Source organism: Streptomyces sp. PA03-6a (assembly GCF_033792765.1).
Classification (GTDB): Bacteria; Actinomycetota; Actinomycetes; order Streptomycetales; family Streptomycetaceae; genus Actinacidiphila.
Genome location: NZ_JARAVK010000111.1, coordinates 1 through 19,783, shown reverse-complemented (window position 1 = coordinate 19,783; position 19,783 = coordinate 1). Strand labels below are relative to the sequence as shown.

Here is a 19,783-nt window from a genome sequence, read left to right as displayed (position 1 = left end):
TGGCGTCGATCAGGTACTGCTGCGACAACTGCAGCGTTTTGGATGCCGACGTGCACCTTGTGCGATCAGTGCGCCTTCATGTACGCCTCGCGAACCTCACGCGGCACGCGGCCCCGGTCGTTGATCTCGTAGCCGTTGTCCTTTGCCCACGCCCGGATAGCGGCCGTGTCTTCCTTGGGCTCGGTCGAGCTGACGCGGCGGGCACGACCGTTCACGCCGCGCTGACGACGAGCGACCCCCAGATACGGGGCGAGAGCCTCACGTAGCTTCGTCGCGTTCTCTTCTCCGAGGTCGATCTCATACGAAATCCCGTCAAGTGCGAACCCGATGGTCTCGGCTCCTTCGGTTCCGTCGATGTCATCGGTCACGAGAACCTGTACGCGCTGAGCCATGTCGTGAGCTACCTCTTTCTTTCTCGCGCTGAACCGGGCTAACTTCCCCCTGTGTAGCAGTGTGACGCCTCGACGCGCAACAAATCTCACTGCACCTATTGCCACGGCGCTTCGGGGGGAATGGTGCAGGTTGCGGCACCGCGCCTCACGCTTGCCAGCACTCTCCACCGTGAGCCTTCCCCAGCGGGGCGAGGTCCATCCACGCCCCTCTGCCCAGGAGTGAATTCCGGCGCCTGTACCTTGCGGATCTCAGCCGGCGTGATGGTCTCTTCAAGCTGGACCACCGTTGCTCCCATCTGGGCCGCTGGACCAGATGGAAACCTCGCGTTGCTCCTCCGCGCTGTGCGTGGCAGATGATCCGTGAAATCGAGGGCGAGACTCGGACTTCTATACGATGAATATCGGCATCGTGTCGCGTGACGGATTTTCCTGCACGCTCAAACGAATAAAATACTGGAACAATTCTCGTGCCGCGGTCTGCCTGCTGGATGCCAAACGTCCTTATGCGCAGGCGAATGTGGTCAGCGCATCATGGTGTGGAGAGGAGATCGCTGTGACCTGTGAGAACAAGATGATCATCGTCGTGGTCGAGCGATGAAATTGGGACGGAGGTCGCATCCTGTCGGGCCAGTCGGAAACTGCGATCACGACGTGAGGTTCGGGGCGCGGGATCGAGGAGCCCGGCGCGCCTCGAGCTGAACATCTTTACCGCGCCTGGCGGCAGGCAATCCAGCCCGGCGCCTCAAAGTATTGAATTCTCGTGTCGAATTTTGGGATATCTGTGCCAATGCTTGCGGCCAGCTGTACTTTGATACTTGCGGTCCCCTGTTGGAACTCCTGAGGTTCACCCAGAAGAAGCCGGAGAATCATGGGGGCGCATATACTTGCGGCGCCTTCCGGCAGTCTGTGCGTGCCGAGGCTGGATACGGAGAGAAAGATCATCCACATGGAATACTGTGATGCCTGCCAACGGCACCTGAACGGAGCGCAGAACTGCCCTGGTTGCGGTGTCGCATACGGCGCGAGAAATCAGGATGATCCGGGCTCACTAAAGGACATTGCGGCACCGTATGGCAAATCGGAAAGAACGGCTGACCCGGCCGTGGTGATGCTGGCCGGCGACCCGCGTGTGACACGGGGTAGGCGGAATCGCAGGCCGCAAACGCTTACACCGCGATTCATTGGCTTGACTGCGCTGGTCGTGTGCTGTGCGGCAGTCGCACTTGTGGCCTCAATCTACGGCAACGCCCCTGAAGCCTCCGCAGGTTGCCCGGCAGCAGTAGACAATTCCAGGCCCGACCCCTACGTGGGCAGGGAAGGAGACATCACCGACCAAGGCCTGTCTTCTCAGGTGCAAGGCCGACGCGACCGCGCTGTTGGCCCAGAGGAAGGCACCGAGCAATCAGGTGCAGAAGAAGCGTGCCTTCCGTAGGAGAGCTGGCCTGACAAGCACCCTTCCCCGGACATCTGATAACTACCAGCGAGGTCTGGGCACCGTCATGGCCGGATTACAGCCCGGCCCACAGATCATCAACCAGAGGTACAACTTATGAATAGCCGGCCTCCGGCCAGCAGGACCGCAGCAAGATCAGAACGCGATGCGATCGCCGCCGAACTCAGGGCTCAGTACGAGGCAGGAGCATCGGTCCGGTCCCTGGCGAGGCAGACCAACCGCTCCTACGGAAGCGTGCACTACCTCCTGACCGGAGCCGGAGTCACTTTCCGCCCGCGCGGCGGAACCAGGCGCCCGGGACGTCCCTGGGAGGAAACTTCAAACTATGGTCCGCGGCGTTCAATAGAAGGAAATTAGGTTGGCGCAGCGGTGACCCAGGTGGTTCGCTGGTTCAGCAGCTCGTAAACTCGAGGCGAGGTCTTCGGGAGCACGCTGGCCACGCAGCGCCCGTCACTTCCCAACCCTGCCCCGCAACCGCGATCAGTCCCGATGACTGGCTGGTCTGCTCGCGACCGAGCTGTAAGGTTACGCAGGGTGCCTCAGATTGCAGAGACCAATAAGCAAAGATTGGTGGGGCCCCGCCTGGCAAGCGGGGCCCGCCACTGCGCCTGGACGCAGAAGGCAGCCCGCATATGAAGGGGTGTCGCGGGACTGCGCAGCCCTGGCGGGAGCTGGCGCACCTATCGTAGCGCTCAACAGTGTCTAGTTGACCAGTGTGTTGGGTGGACGGCCGCGTAGCTTCCCATGCGAAGGCTTGGGTGCACCAAATGTGCGTTGTATTAAAGCAGCCCGGATTCAGCATGCTGGGTGTTTGAATGCCCTGAGCTGGAAGCAGGTGCATGACGCCGGGCATGCATGGCACAGCAGGGACCCTTCGCCGCCGCTCCAATGGGCGCGGGGCTCCGGCCTGTCAGGGTAAAAATAGGAGGGCCCCGCTTCCCCGGCCAGGGCCCTCCGGTGTGCCTGTTCTCCACTCACACACCTGCCCCAGCCTAACTTCTTGGCGCCGTAATTCGTGGGCCGCACTGCAAACTTGGCACCCCTCTACCATTTGCCGACATGCGCGAGCGATAGAGCTCCGCCGGTGATCCATCGACATGTGGCGCAGCTGTGGCAGGCCAATGTTTTGGGCAACGGTTGAGGGTCAACCCGTATGCAATGCATGGTTAACGTGGTAGAAACTTGGGAACTTGCACCCACTGTCGTCTTCTGAGTGGGTGTGAGGACGGTCATGCAATGAGGTGAAGCCGGTTGACGCGCCGCTGAGGTCGCGGGCAAAGCCAAGGGAGAGCTTGGGCCATGGACTCTGGATGCCTTCCACAGCAGTCAGCAGCAGCGTCACGTCGTACTGCTAGCACCCTCGTCTGTGATGTCCGGGCGCTTCTTGGGTCAGTTCACAACGCGGGGCGGGCGACGCAGCTGTAGCCGGTGTAAGGGGACGGGACATCCTCTAACAGCCTGGATTTGCCTTGGACGGGCACCGTGGGATGGTGCCTAAATAACCACGCTTCCACTTCTGCTCGTATGCGCGGTTCCGAAGAGTTCGGCATTCGGCCGATTACCGCAGAGCCTCCTGGCGCTCGCCTGCCGACAGGTCGCGTACCCATTCCGCACAGGGTGCGTTGATCGAGAATTTCGAGAGCATGGCGCGGAGGACGAAGTGAGTATTGAGCTGGCGCCGGAGCTCGCTTGGCTTGCCGAGCTGACGATCGGACAGGACTGGCCGCAGGGCGACGAGGACATGCTGTATGAACTCGGAGAGATCTGGAGCAACGCCGCCCGGCAGCTGATCAACCTGGAACTCTTGATCGCACCTTCGGCGAGAGGTGTGCTGAACAGCGTAGGCGGCTTGGTGGCGGATGAGTTCCTCAGCTTCACTCGACGCCTGAGGGCCAATTTGCCTGCGATGGCGGAGTCCGCAGAGCAGTTGGGAGACCTCGGTAGGAACACAGCGCTTCTGGTCGAATACACCAAGTACATGATCCTCGTGCAGCTGATCTGGCTTGCGGCCGAGATCGCTGAACTCTCATTCTGGGCCCCCGAAGTGATCCCGGTGCTGGTGACAGGTGTTCGTGCCATCGCCAAGATGCTCCTCAGACGGCTGGTCACATCGATCGCCGGGGGCGCCGCGTACATGGTCGGCATGGACGTGGTGGTTCAGGCGATACAGTTCCTCAAAGGCGACCGCACCGAATGGGACACTTCCCTGACACGGCAGAGCGCGGGAGGCGGCGCGCTAGGCGGCGCATTCAGCGGCGCATTCTTCGGGATGGGCCAAGCCGTGGGGCCAAAATTTACCGGCTCCTTTATCGGCAGGGGCATCATAGGCGGCGGCGCCAGCGTCGTGGACACCGCAGTCGAGAACAAGATGCACGGTGGAGACGAGGAGTACGGCTCCGCCGTCACGTCTGGAGCCGTTGACGGGCTCGGTGAAAGCGGAGGCGGACGCCGTGCCGGAGCCCGAGTCCCCGGTTCGATCGACCCGGTCGACACTCCCCACTTCGAGGTGTTGTCCGCGGGCGACTTCCACCTTCCCGAGATCCCATCCTCGGATGGGAACGAGACGCGCGGGAAAGAGGACTCCGGTGCCGTCACCGGCGGTCCCGGTGGACGCGGCGTCGGCACAGCCGACCGTGCCCCCGGCCTCGGAGGACTCGGCCCTACCGGGCCCAACGGCTTCTACGGCACCGGCTCAGACGGTGCGCAGGGGCTTGGTTCGGGCTGGGTTGACACGAGCACTGCGGATGCGGGTGCGGGTGGCTCGGCCATAACCGGGGCCAGTCGGAACGCTGAAGGTGAATTGGCGGGAAGTGCCCCCACGGTCCACCGACCGGTACAGGGCAACACCAGAGGGGGCTGGGACAGCCGGGGTGGGGCGCCTGGAATTGAGACGTTGCGGCACGCAACGGAAGCCGCCGGCCCGACGCCCCGCCAGCGTGGTTCGAGCCAGGACGGTCGGAACGGCACCCCGATTGAATCTGAACGCCCCGTTCCCAGTAGTGGCGATGACACGAACTCGCCGGCCCGTCCTACGACGATGTCCGAGGCGCCGTTGGACGTGAGCGCCGTCGCTTCGACCGACGCCCCCACCCCGCCGCCCAATGGCCTTCCCGGGTTTGAGAGAGCGTCGGACGACCACGGCGGGCGAGGCCCTGTCCTTGCGGGGCCTGATGGTGGCATGCACGGCCAGATGCCACCTGGCCTGGGTCTCGGCGGTAAGGACATCACCGCCATGGGGATCGAAGGCCCAGTTGTCGATGGTGGCGATGCCTCGAGTTCGTCGGCCCGTCCCATGACGGTGCCCGGGGCGACGTTGGACGTCGATGCCGTCGCTCTTGCTGACGGTTCCGCCCTGCGGCCCCACGGTCTTGCCAGCTTTGACAGCATGTCGGGCGTACCGGGGAACCACATGCCGTCCACCGCCCACCTGAGTCCCGCGGCCCAGGACACCGGCCCTCGCCCGTCAGGGGGGCAAGTGTCCCGGCCTCTCCTAGCAGAGCCGGCAGGCATACCTGGAACACACCGGGTCCCGGACTTGAACACAGCGAAGTTCCGTATTCCGGGCACAGCCAGCCCTGACATAGCTTTGCTGCGTAACGTGGTCAACCTTCAGCTGCCGAAGATGAAGTGGTTCGCCACGGTGGACCACGAGAAGGTGGCTGCGGAGTACAGCAAGCTGCCGCCCTACATGAAACGACGCGATGAGCGGGCGAAAGCCGATGCCATCGCGGTTCGAATCATCACCGGCGGCGAGTCGGCGGCGCTGCGCGGCGGCGCCCCGCCCAGCGACCCGGTCACGCCCGCGGCCCCCGTTGCGGACTCCTCGGGCATCACGTCGATCACCGAATCGGCATCCGACCGGTGGGGAGAGCCGCGAGCCGAACTACTCCCGGAGCCGACACCGGCAGATCCCACCCGGGCTGACGACGACCTCGCGCACGGCAGCCTCACGGCGCATCTTGGCGCCGGCGACCCCGAGCGACCAGCAGGGCACTCGACCCCGACGTCCTCGGACCCTCCCGATGTGACGCCGCGCCTTCAACAGACCACGTCCGCAGACCCGTCAGGCGACACAACTGCCCTCCGAGACATCCCGCATCCCGTCTGGGGGCGCGGTCGGGACGCAGACGAGCCCACCGGTGGGCCAAGCGACCGCACCATCAACCAAGGGAGCGACCTGTCCGAAGCCGCGACGCGGCACATTGACCCAATCGCTGCGCCCACCCCCGTACGGGCACATACGTTTGCGCCACTGGCCGAGGAGCCGACCGTCCCCACCACGGATGCCGACCTGGTCGTCCCCTCGCCAACACGTACAGAGAGCCCCATCGTCACTGCCGTGCTCGCACCGGACTCCACTCACTCACCCGAGCCAGAGCTCGAGGGGGCCGAGTCCGCCCTGGCCGGGTATGAGCCTCGACGTGATGGCCACGTGCCGGGTGACGAGGCGCCGGACCCGGCCCGCGCCACGCCTGCCGTTTCCGCAGGTGCCGCTGACAGCGACCGGCTGACGGACTCCGCTCTGGACACGCCGCACTCGCAGCCCCCGCTCCGGCGAGGCCAAAACCTCGACAAGCTCCACCGAATGGCACGATTCTCCGGCGTCCCGTCAAGGGGCTTGCCCGGGATGGCGAAGCTGGTCGAGCAGCTACGAGGGGATCTGCTTGGTGGCTCAGGGGTTCAATCGCATTCGGCTCTCTCCGCTGACGATGAGCGCAGCCTCACGATGCTTGCCGTGGAGCTGGAGCAGAACTTCCGCTACATGCTGGCTACTCGGGACGGCGAGTTCAGTGGCTATATCGTTGGGATCGCCAATACCGAGATCTTGTTCACGGCGAATCTGAAGAATCCGACTCTGGGGCACAGCGAACTCGCCGAGGATAAGGATCCGAATGCACCTAAGGGAACGGAGGTGATGAGTTCCTCGTTCAACACGGGTTCGTTCGGGCACAGTTCGGGCGTGAACCAGGCTCCCTATTCGGCAGCCGTGTCCCTCTCTTCCGGACTTGACCTCGGGGCGGGAGTGGCGGACAACCTGAGCGCTGGTGCTTCCGTGAGTGTGGTGCGGAACGCGCAACACGATGGGACGGCCACCGCGCACTTTGTCGAGAGCGGTCATGTTTCAAATCACCGTACCCCGACCTCATGGGTGGCGTACGACCTCAATCTCTCGTACCGCATACGGCGTGACACGAAAACTCCCTGGGTGGAGACTGTGCCGACGCCGCTCGTAACGAAGGAAAAGATACAGCTGTCTCTACCTGATAGATTCCTCGGCTCGCCGCCGAAGAACCTCACTGCTGCCGGTGACATGCGGGTTCCCGAGACTCATATGACGCTTGCGTTGACACGCATTCCTGAGCTGTACGACGAGGCTTTGCGCGCGCTGCGGTCGACTTGGCCGGTCGAACTGGGGGATCAATATCTCAACATCGGTAGCTCCGTGCTAGATCAGCTTCGGCAGGGAATCTATAACTATCACACAAACTTCGAACTCGGGACGGCGGATGGTTACAAAATTTACCTCTACTCCCCGGACGGCAAGCGGAACATCGCGTCCGTCCAGCTGAACAGCAGGATCCTCACATCAGAGGAAGTGAACGAAGCGAATGAAGCGAAAGACGCAGGCCTCACGCCGGTGGAGATGTTCGGCGACACTCCTGAGAGAGACGCCAACATCGAGACGGTCCATACTGTTCTGGGCGCCACGAGTGCCTCCCACAATTTGAGTCAATCCAAGGCACTCAACGCCTGGGCGAAGTTGGCCCTGCTGCCTTCCATTGGTAAGGGGGATAAGCTCGGCATCGGCGCCAAGATCTCCGCCGGCGTTAGCAAGGATTCCTCACAAGGGAACTCTGGAAGCTACGACGGGTTGAAGGTCACCGTATACCGCAACATCGGGCCAACGCCGTTCTACGCAGTGCCGATCGAACATAACATCGACGTGCAGGTGCGCGAGCCAGGAGAAGGCACACCGGTTAGCGGCGAACCCGCCAAGCGTCCTGTTCTGGGTGAGGCATCGCTGACGATTCCCCAGGCTGAAGCCCGTGACAACGGATTCCCCGTGGACCGTACGGTGATTGAAAAGAAGGTAATAGAGGAGCCTGTCCCGTCAGATAAGAAACCTATTCCAAAGGCGCCCAGCTATCTGAGTGAAGGTGTGGGACTCAGTCACGTCCGCATCCCCGAGGACACCGTCAAAGAGATCGGCGACCATATCCGAGACGTCCTGCGGGGGAAGAACTACCTGCCTGATCCCGACAACGAGTACGCAGGCGTCACCCCCTTCTCCTATGCCCCGGAGACCGATGCGAAAATCGAGGCAGAAAAGGCTCTAAAGAACTGGCTGCTCGGCATAGGCGACTACATGAACGCCATGATGACCGACGACGGAAACACGCTACGACTGGTACGGAAGCCGGGTGTAAAGGGTACAGGTGTAGGCTGGTCGGAAGGATACGCCAACGTCACCCTGAAGGCCCGCTTCGACGTCAAAAACGTGAAGTATCAGGGCACCACCGCTGAGGAACGTATCGCCATTCTCCTCATGGCTTTGCGCATCGCCGGCCAGTCAGGATCGGGGTCGAAGCGAGTGTCGGCCGGAGGCTCCCTCGGATTCGGCTACCACGACCTGTCCAACATAGGGCTCGATGTCGGAATGTCTTACACGGCGGGATCAAATTACGGCGACGTCAAGGTATTCAACCATCCCATACTCTTCGAACCCAAGGGAGATCTCCTCAAATACAAGATCGGCGATATTACATTCGAGCTGACGATCACCGAGGGAATCACGGGGGTCCCCGGACACAGGATCGGCGGTGAAGTGGTACTTGAAAATCACGAATGGAACGGGAAGACCGCCGACCTGCTTGCCGCCAACCTACCCATACACCATGACCCGGCAGAGCTGAGTGATAACGGAAAAACGCAGTCCGAGGTTTTTGAGAATTCCGTGCTCGTGCATCTCAACACCAACGGTGTCACCGGTGCGGTGCAGTCCCTGCTGCCTGCTGACCTTCAAGGACCCGCGTCCACCACGGCGGATGCGTTCCGTCAACTCACACTGCATGAGACCATCGCCGCGCAGTTTCCGCACATGCTGCAAGGCGTGGGCCATTTCGACCTCGATAACGGTTCCGCTTACGGACTACTGAAAAATGCGTACGCGGTGCTCTCGGGAACAGCCGAGGTCAAGGCTGCGACCTATCTCGGTGCCACTGCAGACGAGATGGTCCTCGCGCAGATTGCCCTGCTGCAGAGTCAGGCCTACAGCGGTCAATCGGAAAACTGGCAGTTCGGCCTGGGACCCATGGGGGCCACGGTTGGCGGCCCCGCCGGCAGCGCGACGCTCAACGGATCCGCTGGCGCTGGGCTGTCCAACACACGTGGCAAGGCGCAGTCGCAAACCCTGGCTGGTGGCTTCGAACAGATCGCTCTAGCTGTGGGTGAGGCGTATCTCTACGCCGCCAACACCCAGATGACCTTCGGTGTCGGCTGGTTCAAGGAAGGCACCCTTGTCCGCACCACCAAGGGCACCGGCAAGACCGACCTGCCGCTCCGGCAAGTGATCTTCATCGTTCCGGAACAGGACGCGCTCTCCTTCTACGCCGACAGCATGCTTCCGGTCCCCGACGACCGCATTGCCGTGGTAGTGAAGCGATGGCTCGACGAGACGGCGCTCAAGCCCTCACCGCTCAGCAGCACCCTCATGGCGCGTCTGCTGCTGCGCTGGTCTGAGAATCCCGCCGGTCTGCCGGCGGGAACCGATTTGGAGGCACTTGCGGCCATCGTCAAGAACCGGCACGACGAGGAGCGTAACCGGTTGCTGGACCGCGGGCTGCTGGAGTGGTTCAACGCAGCATTCCCCAGGCAGCGCGTGACCCCCGTCGAACTGCAGCTTCCACCGTATCTGGCAGCCCCCTACGAGCCTCACCGGTTTATAGGTCCCGCAGCTGTGTCGGGCGTGCACTACGCGGATGGCCGGACATTGTGGGGCACGGTACGTGAACTGGTGGAAGAAGCTGCCCCTGGCCTTCTGAGTACATCACCTCTGATTAAGGAGGTGCACGGCAGACGGTTGGGGAAGGTGCACGGCGGTCTGATGACCCTGGAGACGATCTTCTCCAACCGGTCCACGATCCTCTACATGGATCTCCTGGACGAGGGCGGTATCGAGATCCATCTGCCCCATCCCAAGGGGGTCCTGTATGAGGATGTCGTCATCAGGGTGTCGGCGACGCTCACCGGCACCCCCGAAGCCTTCCAGGAGCGTAACGATGCTGGCCTCGAGTTCTTCCTGCATGGGCAGAACGCGAGGACGGCGTCAGAGAGCCGTTCCCAAGGACTCAATGGTTCTGGCAAGTTCAGCCCGGGAGATCCCCATGCGAACGGGGCTGTATCCGAGAGTGTCTCGGCCAGCCAGCGGTCGGAAGTAGGCGTCAACAGAACACAGTACTGGGAGAGCGTCTTCGGTGACTACGAGCGGCGTGTGGATGTCAGGGCAGGTTTGCGTACACGAGTAGAAGTCCGGCTTCAGGATATTCCAAAGAGCGATCTGAATAACTCTCTGATGAGGGCTGAGAGATGGCTGAATGACCGGTCCACTGTTGTGCGCTTCCTCGATGGGGGCTTGAACATCTCCATCCCTCTTTCCATGACGAAGCTTGCGTACCGGCACAACTACACTCTGCCGTCCTCTATTCCGGTCGATCTTCCGGTGGCCAAGCACCCGCTTGGATTCCGGCTGACCGGTGGGCGCGATCGGCAGATAGGAAGTTTCCGCAGGAGGATGTTCGGGTACCGCTCCATGGTGCCGGGGGGACATCGCGATGTCTTTCTGTCGGCTATCACCTCACAGTCGATGCTGACCGCGCAGTCAGTGCGTTCGGCGGCGAGGGACTACCTCCTCTCCGAAGGCCTCGCGGAGCCTGGGTCTCCTCTCAAGCGAGCCAAGATTGTGATGGACAGTGAATTCACCGATCTGAGGGTGCTGGGTGTGTTCGACGGTGCTGGCTTCGGCACCTACTTCAAGCACATCACGGCAGTCACGGCGAATCGGCAAACCAGCCACGGTGCATCGTTCAAGGCCGAGTTGGCGAACTCGGAAACTTTCCCGTCGAGAAACGACAGTTACGCTGAGGGCGGATCCCTCACGCACCCCTCCTCGGGCGACGCGAATGCTGGGCATCAAGCCCAGCCCCGCACGGAAGGCTTCGCGAAGGAGCAGAAGCGAGTCGTCTACGTCTGCGTGACCGGTACGTTCATCCTCCGCGCCGAGTTGACACGAAGCCATCTCACATGGCGTCGCAATCCCACCCGACTTGGCACCTATCAAAGCCAGCCGTTCACCGGAGATTTCCACATCCTCGTGAACGAGGACGACTACGCCACCATGGCAGAAAATCTCCGAACACGCCGCAAGGACAATGCGGATACGGTCCGCAGTTGGGACCACAATCCGAAGTCCGTCCAATCCTTCGACCTCTCGGACATTCTTATCAATGTCGCGCAGGACAGTAGGGCCAACGCCGACGTCGCGCCCGGGCGGGTCGCTCGCGAGATCGGCGACCGCCTGCGTCACGGGAACGAGCAACTCTCCGGGAAGCCCGCCAAGTTGCAAAAGCCGGGTAAGACACCCCCCAAGATCACCGACAGTCGGAGATTGATCCTGGACTTCGACGCCGACGCCGTAACCGGCAAGGCGAAAGCGACGAACGTGAGGCCTCCGGTCACCGTATTCGAGGAGCCCGGCCCGCATGTACTCGCCCCCGAACACTCTGTGCTCACCGCAAACGTCATTCACCTGACCAGCCGGGTGGCGAAGACACTCGACGCCTTTGTGGAACTGCGGATCACACGAGAGGGTAAGCACGAGCGCTCATGGTGGTTCCACCCTAAAGGCCGAATCTTCGCATTCGACCCGGAGAGCCGGACCGACAAGTCCCCGCTTACAGTGGACCAGGCTAGTGAAGCAGGGATTCTTACGCCACAAGTAGCGGAGGACGCCCGGATCTGGGGCCTGATGCCCCAGGAGATCGGCAGGTTGGAGAGCACGTCATACAGCCAGGACCTGACCCTTAACCAAGCAGTGCAGGAAGCCGTCGACCAGCGCCGCGAACGACTCAACGGAATTCTGCCCGAACTCTCCCAGTACCTGGAGGATGTCTACTACACACACCCAGATTTGCGCGAGGACGAGCTTCTGGCGTCCAGCGAGGCTGAGCATCGGCAGGCTGGCATTGTCTTGCGAGACCTGCGGAGTGCCGCGCTTGGCGAGTTGCAGCCGAGCGCCCAGGACGCGGGCGAGCTGATGGCGACTTTCAAGCCGGCCAAACGGGGATCCCGCGAGAGACTAGAGACCGCAGGCGTAGCGGTCGACGTCTCCCAGGTCTCACTGCCCGGAGACAGTCCGTCACCTTCCCCTGCGAACGACGCCGGTACGTCCCGCGCAGCCACCTACACCGACCGTTACGGCAATCTGCTGCCCCTCCCTGGGGACCCTGTGGCGCCATACCTCCCTCTGGGCCTGCGCAGCTTCGATTTCGGGAAACGTTCCCTCCGGCTCAGTACTGCGCAGCGCAACCAGCTCCATGAACTGGCCATCCGGATCAGGGAGGCGATCCGGCACCGGAATCATCAGGGTCTGGTTCAGCCCGCCATCACGATCTCGGCAGGTGGCAATGGATCCTGGTGGCTCGGCGACAGCCGGAGTCAGCGGGCCGAGGAGACTGGCCGCGCTCGCGGAGAGGCCGTGCGGGATTACCTTCGCCGTGAATTGGGCACAGACGCCGACAAGGTACGAATCGACCTTGTCAATCGAGTCCGGGATCTGCCCGAATGGACGATGTCGGAGCATCTCACCGACGAAGCACGGCGGCGCCGCGCTGTCGTCGATGTCAAGTTCGACGACACGCCCGCTGAGGGAGCGCCGCAGAGGCCCCGTCTGACCGGACAGGCCGTGCCTCAGGAGAGCGCGGCGGTGGTCGTGGGTCCCAAGGAACCCGCGAGGCCCCATCGTGGTGGCAGGGTCGCGATGCCATCGATACCTGAAGAGGATGGCGAAGACGAACAAACGCATCGTCAAGGTGAGCTGGCTCCGGCTGCGCCAGCCCGGCCGGGTCCTGCCGATCTTGGTCTCCTCGAGAGGCTGCCCTTGGTATCCGAGGGGGCGAGCGGTCCGGAGCAGGAGCCGAGCAAAGGTGAACCGGGCACTGGCCATCTGATAGAGCCGGTATCGCTGCAAGATATGGCCGCTTCACCCGTTGAGGGTTCCACCTCGGCATCGCTGCCCACGGAGGGGACGACGTTCGAGACGCTGTTCGCCGATTGGGAACCGTCGCCAGGCGACTCTCGGTCTAGCGGACCTTCTGCCGCCATGCCGACGCACTCCCCGACCGACGCCGTGTCTCGCGTTCACGGATCGCGGATCCCGGGGTTGTTTCGGTGGATGGTGGTCGACGGGCGGCAAGTGAAGATCGCTCGTCCGACGTGGACAGTGGGGCAGTCGGCGTTGGGAGACCAGGAACGTGTAGTGGCCCGTGAAATGCTCGTGGACGGCCAACCCGCCTTCACTTTGGAAGTCCCGGGCGACGGTAACTGTCTCTTCACGTCGATCATCGTTAGCGCCGCTTGGCAGCGTCCGGATCTAGACCTGCGCACGCTTGATGCGGTCTCGGCGCGTCAGCGCGTGGAGGAATGGTTCACAGGGTCGGCTGGTGCGGCGACGAGGGATGAACTTGACCTTGGCGACAATGTGGTGGACGCCCTGCTCAGGGAGCTGGACGTCGAGCAGTTGCGTGGATTGCTGGGACTGGACGCCTACCCGGACTTGACCGCCCGGCAGATCAGCGACATCGAATACAATCTGATGAGACCGCAGTACCGTGACCGACTCCGCTCGATGATGCCGCAAAGCGCCGATGCGGCGCTCATGTCGGACTTCCCGATCGCGGCGATCCAAGAGATCATGCCAACTTTCAAGCCTATCCCAGAGGCTATTCCTGCCGATCGGCTCGCGCAGAGCAAGGTAAGCATCCAAATGGCGATCATGCGCGAAATGATCAAGGATGAACTGCACCGCTCGCCGGAGCGTGCGGCGTTGTGGGAAGGAGTGGTGTCTTCCCACAAGGGTATCCTGCGAGAACTGCCAACCCCGGAGGCTGCCTTCGCGGCAACCATGAGTCAGATGGTTGAACGCGCAATCAGGAGAACCGACCTCTGGACCACCCCCTTTTATGACCGCGCGCTGGAGATCACGGCAAAAGCCCTCGACCTTGACATTGCATACTTCCGGGACAATGGAAACGACGCGATTGGCATCCATCCGGACGCGCATGGTGGCAGGCTGTATATCCACTATAACGGCATGAATCACTATTCGGCCGTAGGTTTTCCGGGAGTTTCTCCGCATGAGTCTCGCGTAGTTCCCGCGACTTGGAGGGGCTCGGCCAGACCGATGGGGGGCACTGTCGCGTCACCCCCTCAGGCAGACACGTTGCCTCGCCAGATCACCGATCTACTGGACCGGCACCATGTCGGCGAGGAGTATCGAAGGACACTCGATGCTCTCTCCTCCGGGGGCCGCCAGCTTCTGCTGGGATTGCTGAGTTCGGTACCGGCAGCGGCAACGAACTCACAGCATGATCAGCCAACTCCTGCTTCCCCCGTGCTTCTGCACACGTCGCTGGACGGGCCGGCTGCGACGGATCTGTTGGTGCAGCTTGAATCGGCGGATCCGCCGGTGCCATCTCCCATACGTGGCAAGGGCTACGAATTGGATGCCTGAGGTTGCAGGGATCCGCTGGCATCGACCGACCCCGGATGCCAAGCCGCCCGCCAGCGCAGAGGGTTACGCGGCGGGCGGCCAACCGGACTTGAGGAAGGCCGGTCCAACACCTTCGAACGAGTGCACAGTTGGCTCAAGCCTGGGCCACGGGATGTGACGGAGCACAGTTCACAGTTACGTCCTGTGCGGCACAGCCAGCTGCACCACTTGTCATGTGGTTCCGAACAAACAACGACGGTGCGAGGTTTAGCTGAGTGCTGTGTGCAGGGCGTCCAGGCCGTCGCGGTAGATGCCGGTGAAGAGGGCGATCGCCTCACCCTCCGTGACTCCCTGGGGAGTGAACCGGCCGGACCACTGCACCTCGGCAACGTTGGGGTTTCCGGTTACCGCATGCACCCGCAGCGTGGACAGATAGTCACTGATCGGGAACGGGGCTTGGAGAATGACGTAGCTGTAATTGCGCTCAGCGTCGTTGAACTCCACAAGACGCTCAATGATGATGTCGCCCTCTGGAGTGTTCAGCCGCCTTGTGCGGCCGCCTTCGTTCAGTGCGCTGCTGGGGATGTAGGGCAGCCAGTCGGGCAGCGAGTGAAAGCCGCCGATCAGTTGCCACACGTGGTCAGGGGCTGCCGGAACAATCCGGCTAACTGAGGTTGAAGCCACACCTATCTCCTGGTGGTGAAAGACTCTTTGTGCGGGTTCGGGGGTTAGGCGTTGTTGGGGAGTGGGGCGAGGGGGCTGACGAGTTTGTTCTCTCGGAGTTCGTGCCAGAAGGCGGCGGGGATGGGTTCGTGGAGGGCGGTGAGGTCCTCGGTGATGCGGGTGGGTTTGGTGGCGCCGGGGATGACGGCGGCTGAGGCGGGGTGGGCGAGTGAGAAGTGCAGGGCGGCTGCCTTGATGCTTACGCCGTGCTGGTTGGCGATGTCCTTGATGCGGCGTACCCGTTCGATGATGTGCGGGGGTGCGTCCTGGTATTCGAAGTGGGTGCCGCCAGCGAGGATGCCGGAGCTGTAGGGGCCGCCGACGACCATGTCGACGCCCTGTTCTTCGGCCATGGGCAGCAGTCGCTGGAGGGCGTGTTCGTGGTCCAGGAGGGTGTAGCGGCCGGCGAGGAGGAATCCGTCGGGCTGGGGTTCGTCGAGGGCCAGGGCCAGCTCGATGGGTTCGGTGCGGTTGACGCCCAGTCCCCAGGCCTTGATGACGCCTTCGTCCCGCAGGCGGGACAGGACGCGGAAGGCGCCGGTGCGTGCTTCTTCGAACTTGTTGAGCCACAGGTCGCCGTGGAAGTCCTGGGCGATGTCGTGTACCCAGACCACGTCCAGGCGGTCTGTGCCCAGACGCTTGAGGCTGCCTTCGATGGACCGTTCGGTGGCATCCGCCGTCCACTCGTGGAGGACCTTGTTGGGGCGGCCGTGTTCGAACAGGCTGCCCTTCTCGCCGAGGTCGCGGCTGCCGGACTCGACCTCGTCCAGGACGACGCGGCCCACCTTCGTGGACAGCACGTACTCGTCCCGGGGCTTGTGCGACAGCATTTGGCCCAGCCGGATCTCCGCGAGTCCTGCCCCGTACAGCGGGGCGGTGTCGTAGAACCGGATGCCCTGCTCCCAGGCGGCATCCAACGTGGCCGTCACTTCGTCGTCCGGCACGGCACGGAACATGTTGCCCATGGGGGCCGTACCGAAGCCGATACGGTCAGGAAGAACATTGTAGAGCGTCATAGTTTTGTCCTTTCGAAGTGTTGAGCCGCGACCCCGAGCAACTCCATTGGTTTGGAAGCCAGCGACAATCTATGTAAAGGGGGTGCGCCCAAGCAGGTAACGAATCGAGATCTGTCGAGTGGCGCGAAAGGCCAACTGTGCCAGCTGCCTGCTCTCCCTTCGAGCCCGCGGATGGCATCACGATCAACGGCACTAGCTGGCGACCGCTACGGTATTGATCCGAGAGATCGAGTGATGGCCGAGACCAAGCGCTGAGGGCACGATATGAGAATGTCGGATTACGTGGACTTGTGTTGCCGTTGGGGACGTGCGACGGCGAGAACCAGGAAAAGCAGCCCACTGGCAGCCAGCAGGAATCCTGCCCATGCGGTAGAAAGTACGCTAAACCCGGCGCTGAGTACGATAGCGCCCCCCACCGCGCCCAAAGCATTCGCAAGGTTGAGTGCGGCGAGATTCATTGCGCCCATCAGAGTCGGCGAGTTGGGGGCGAAACGCGTGAGAAGCACTTGAATGCTAGGAATTGCCATCATCGCACTTGCACCGACTCCGAACAGGCCCACGAAAAGAACTGGGAGCCATGTGCCGCCGAGTGCAACGACGACAAGGAAACCAAGGGCCAGGAGGTAACCGCAGGCAAGTCCGCGGAGGGCGAAACGATCTGCGAGCCTACCGCCGATCTGATTTCCCACGGCCATTCCGATACCGAAAACAGCCAGAGCGATGGGTATGATCGCCTGCGACGCGCCAGCAGCATCGGTGATGTATGGTCCGATAAAGGTGTAGACGGCGAAAATGCTGGAGATCCCCAGCGACGCCACCGCGAGCGTCGCCCAAACCAGTGGCCTCGTGAGGGCGCCCAGCTCCCTGGATATAGTGCCACCAGAGAGATCATTACTTTTCGGCACCCAGGCGTACAGCGCGACGCCCGCTAGCAAGCCTATACCTGCGACAGCGACATAGAGCCACTGCCAACCGAAGAGTTGCCCGATTGCCGTTCCCAATGGCGAGCCAAAAATTGTTGCGATAGTGAGGCCGGCCATCACCGTGGCGAAAGCCTTACCTCCCTTCCCCGGTCCGTATACATAGACCGCCACGACGGCTCCTGCGCCAAAGTATGCTCCCTGAGCTGTTCCTGTGATGAACCGAGCGACAATCAGGGCGCCGACGCCTGTGGCTGTTGCAGACAGCACATTGCCTATAGTGAATAGCGCAATGAGGCTTAGCAGTAGGGTTTTTCGATTCAATCGCGCGGCCAGCACGGTAATCAACGGTGAGCCTACCACGACGCCGAGCGCGTATGCTGTTACAGCGTATGTGGAAAGTGAGATCGACGCGTTGAAGTCCGCCGCGTAGAGTTGGATAATTCCATTCGTTCCGAACTCGCCGGTCCCGATGGCGAAGGTACCCAAGGCCAAGGCTGTGAGCGTGAGGGCTCCTCCGCCACGGCGAGCGCCTTGAGGAGTGGACTGTACATCCTCTGCCGGTGGTTGGGTGACATGCGCTGTCTTCTGCATTGAGGGCGTACCCTCCAATTCGTCTCTAGCTGCTCATGTGCGAGCGGAACCGGTTCGATCGACATCGACATCGACATCGGCGAAGTGGTTGGCAAGGGTGGCCGTGACGGTTTTTCTGTGGCGGTTGCCTAGATCCTGGCGATAATCGTCGGCTTGATGCACAGAGCAATTCATGTGCTGCCGTCGATTCGGGCGAACGACACGGCTTCTTGAGCGCGGCGGGGATCCACGAGGCCGGCCGGTTTTCGTCCCTCGACCGCCATCAGCCACGGTACAGTGCAGACGGTACATACTGAAATATCGATATTCAGACCGTCTGAATCGGGAGGACGGCCATGCCGACACCGGCCCGTTACTGGCTTTCGCGTGGTGGGTCCTTGGGGGCTGATGTGGCTTGATCGTCGCGGGATGCCGCTGGTTGCCTGAGGTATCTGCAGGGTGGTGGGTTGACGCCTGAGCGGCAGCGTTTCGCGAGCGGATCCGGATGGAGGTCGCCGAGCGGTTTGCCGTGGGGGCCTTCAATGTGGAGGTCACCAAGGACTTGCGGGTGAGTGTGCGCTCGGTGCAGCGCTGGCGCCCGGCCGGGCCCGGCTGGACGCCGACGACCGCAGGACTGCGGTCGTCGGGTCCGGCGTCCTGCCGAAGCTGAGCGACAGGCTGTGCGCCGTGTTCGGGGAAGAACTGGCCAAAGGGCTGGTGCACACGGCTGGCCGGGCCAGGACGGACCCTGTCCCGGTTCAAGACGCTGATCGGGCGGCGGTTGCACATGAGCTTCGCCTGCCGGGCATCGCCCTGATGCTGCGGCGCCACGGCTCTACTGATTGTCAATGTGGTTGTCAACGCTTGACGCGTGACTGACTGTAGTTGCCTCAGCCAAGGGCGGCAACGGGGAGCGGTGGGCTGCTCTCGAAGAGGCGACCGTCGCGCAGAAGTGCCCACAGGACGTTCAGGCGGCGGCGTGCGAGAGCGATGACGGCCTGCTTGTGGGTCTTCTTTGCGGCTCGGTTGCGGTCGTAGAACGCCTTCGATGTCGGGCAGCACCGGGCGGCGAACTGGCCAATCAGCAGAAGCCACTCGTGCGGCATGAGATTGACAGCCACACCCAGCATCCCTGGGTCTCCCGATCCTACGAGTGACCGGAATCAACCCACCAACGGATTCATGCGTGATGTCGCCAGGGCTTGTGGCGAGGCCGGTGCCGATGAGGCAGCCGGTGATGATGGTGGGCCGATACTGGATCTGGCGTAGGCCCCGGCGGACTGCGCTGACCAGGTGCGTGTAATCGGTGAGGGCGATGTTGGTCAGGCTGGTGCGTCGCAGGCTGGACCAGATCCCTTCCACGGGGTTGAGGTCTGGTGCATAGGCCGGCAGCTGGAACACCGTGAGCCAGTCCCGGGCCGTGGTCCAGGCGCGCATTGCACGGCTGAGGTGCAGGCCGACGTTGTCCCAGACCAGCACGATCGGCCCGCCGAGCTGGGTGTGGGCGGCGGTGAGCAGGTCTCGTAAGTCCTTCCAGGAGAAGCCTTTGCGGCCGTCGGCCCGCCGGTCACCGGTGTGCCGGAAGACCAATCGCGGCCGCTCGCCGGGCTTGTAGCAGCACAGAGCGGTCACTGACAGGTGACGTCTGCTGCCGCCGTTGACCCGGATCACCGGGGTGACGCCTGTGCGGGACCAGGTGCGGGCGGTGTGCGGCGTCATCGAGAACCCGGCCTCGTCGGCGAAGACGGTCCAGGCCCCGAGCGCCGCCGCGGTGGTTCCACGGCCGGCCAGGTCTCCTTCACCCACGTCGCGACCGCCTCATCGTCGCGCTGCACGGCCCGGCGAGCCGGCACCTGGGGCGACCAGCCGTGCCGGTGCAGCAACAGGCACACCCCGGGCACGGTGTAGCTCTTGTGGAACATCCGCCCGATCAGCGTTCG

General features: G+C 62.7%; 9 protein-coding genes and 2 pseudogenes. 3 read left to right on the top strand and 8 right to left on the bottom strand.

The features are described from left to right. Positions 1 to 65 precede the first annotated feature (65 nt). Positions 66 to 392: a histone-like nucleoid-structuring protein Lsr2 gene (locus tag PV350_RS25090; RefSeq protein WP_500336232.1), complete on the bottom strand. Its 327-nt coding sequence runs from the start codon at positions 390 to 392 to the stop codon at positions 66 to 68. A 394-nt stretch (positions 393 to 786) separates the two neighbouring features. On the opposite strand from PV350_RS25090, the gene PV350_RS25085 reads away from it, so the two are divergent. Beyond that, positions 787 to 990: a hypothetical protein gene (locus tag PV350_RS25085; RefSeq protein ID WP_500336230.1), complete on the top strand. Its 204-nt coding sequence runs from the start codon at positions 787 to 789 to the stop codon at positions 988 to 990. A 951-nt stretch (positions 991 to 1,941) separates the two neighbouring features. Then, entirely contained in the window at positions 1,942 to 2,202 is a 261-nt protein-coding gene (locus PV350_RS25080) for a helix-turn-helix domain-containing protein (RefSeq protein ID WP_500336228.1), read from the top strand. A gap of 787 nt (positions 2,203 to 2,989) precedes the next feature. Here the strand turns inward: PV350_RS25080 and PV350_RS25075 are convergent. Next, a complete protein-coding gene (locus PV350_RS25075; RefSeq protein ID WP_500336226.1) occupies positions 2,990 to 3,187 on the bottom strand; it encodes a hypothetical protein in 198 nt (65 codons plus the stop codon). Positions 3,188 to 3,505: 318 nt separating this feature from the next. Between PV350_RS25075 and PV350_RS25070 the strand changes: the two genes are divergently transcribed. After that, positions 3,506 to 14,632 carry a WXG100-like domain-containing protein gene (locus PV350_RS25070; protein WP_500336224.1) on the top strand — a complete coding sequence of 3,709 codons (11,127 nt, stop codon included), beginning with the start codon at positions 3,506 to 3,508 and terminating at the stop codon, positions 14,630 to 14,632. A gap of 246 nt (positions 14,633 to 14,878) precedes the next feature. Here PV350_RS25070 and PV350_RS25065 read toward each other — a convergent pair whose 3' ends face one another. The 6 genes and pseudogenes from PV350_RS25065 to PV350_RS25040 all read right to left on the bottom strand — a co-directional run bounded on the left by PV350_RS25065 (position 14,879) and on the right by PV350_RS25040 (position 19,765). Beyond that, on the bottom strand, positions 14,879 to 15,295 hold the full coding sequence (locus PV350_RS25065) for an SRPBCC family protein (RefSeq protein WP_500336222.1): 417 nt from the start codon (positions 15,293 to 15,295) through the stop codon (positions 14,879 to 14,881). A gap of 44 nt (positions 15,296 to 15,339) precedes the next feature. Further along, positions 15,340 to 16,350: an aldo/keto reductase gene (locus PV350_RS25060; protein WP_500336220.1), complete on the bottom strand. Its 1,011-nt coding sequence runs from the start codon at positions 16,348 to 16,350 to the stop codon at positions 15,340 to 15,342. Between the two features lie 278 nt (positions 16,351 to 16,628). Beyond that, a complete protein-coding gene (locus PV350_RS25055; RefSeq protein WP_500336218.1) occupies positions 16,629 to 17,765 on the bottom strand; it encodes an MFS transporter in 1,137 nt (378 codons plus the stop codon). Positions 17,766 to 18,733: 968 nt separating this feature from the next. Continuing rightward, a pseudogene (locus tag PV350_RS25050) lies at positions 18,734 to 18,907 on the bottom strand (IS110 family transposase); the annotation flags it as partial. Positions 18,908 to 19,220: 313 nt separating this feature from the next. Next, positions 19,221 to 19,562 (bottom strand): annotated as a pseudogene (locus tag PV350_RS25045) (transposase domain-containing protein); the annotation flags it as partial. Further along, positions 19,559 to 19,765, bottom strand: coding sequence for a helix-turn-helix domain-containing protein (locus PV350_RS25040; protein WP_435792394.1), 207 nt, complete (start codon positions 19,763 to 19,765; stop codon positions 19,559 to 19,561). The gene PV350_RS25040 and the pseudogene PV350_RS25045, both read right to left, overlap by 4 nt. Positions 19,766 to 19,783 lie beyond the last annotated feature (18 nt).

Bases quoted from the DNA above. Each gene is read 5' to 3' on its own strand.
- PV350_RS25090 (WP_500336232.1), bottom strand. From the start codon at position 392: ATGGCTCAGCGCGTACAGGTTCTCGTGACCGATGACATCGACGGAACC.
- PV350_RS25085 (WP_500336230.1), top strand. From the start codon at position 787: ATGAATATCGGCATCGTGTCGCGTGACGGATTTTCCTGCACGCTCAAA.
- PV350_RS25080 (WP_500336228.1), top strand. From the start codon at position 1,942: ATGAATAGCCGGCCTCCGGCCAGCAGGACCGCAGCAAGATCAGAACGC.
- PV350_RS25060 (WP_500336220.1), bottom strand. From the start codon at position 16,350: ATGACGCTCTACAATGTTCTTCCTGACCGTATCGGCTTCGGTACGGCC.
- PV350_RS25040 (WP_435792394.1), bottom strand. From the start codon at position 19,765: ATGTTCCACAAGAGCTACACCGTGCCCGGGGTGTGCCTGTTGCTGCAC.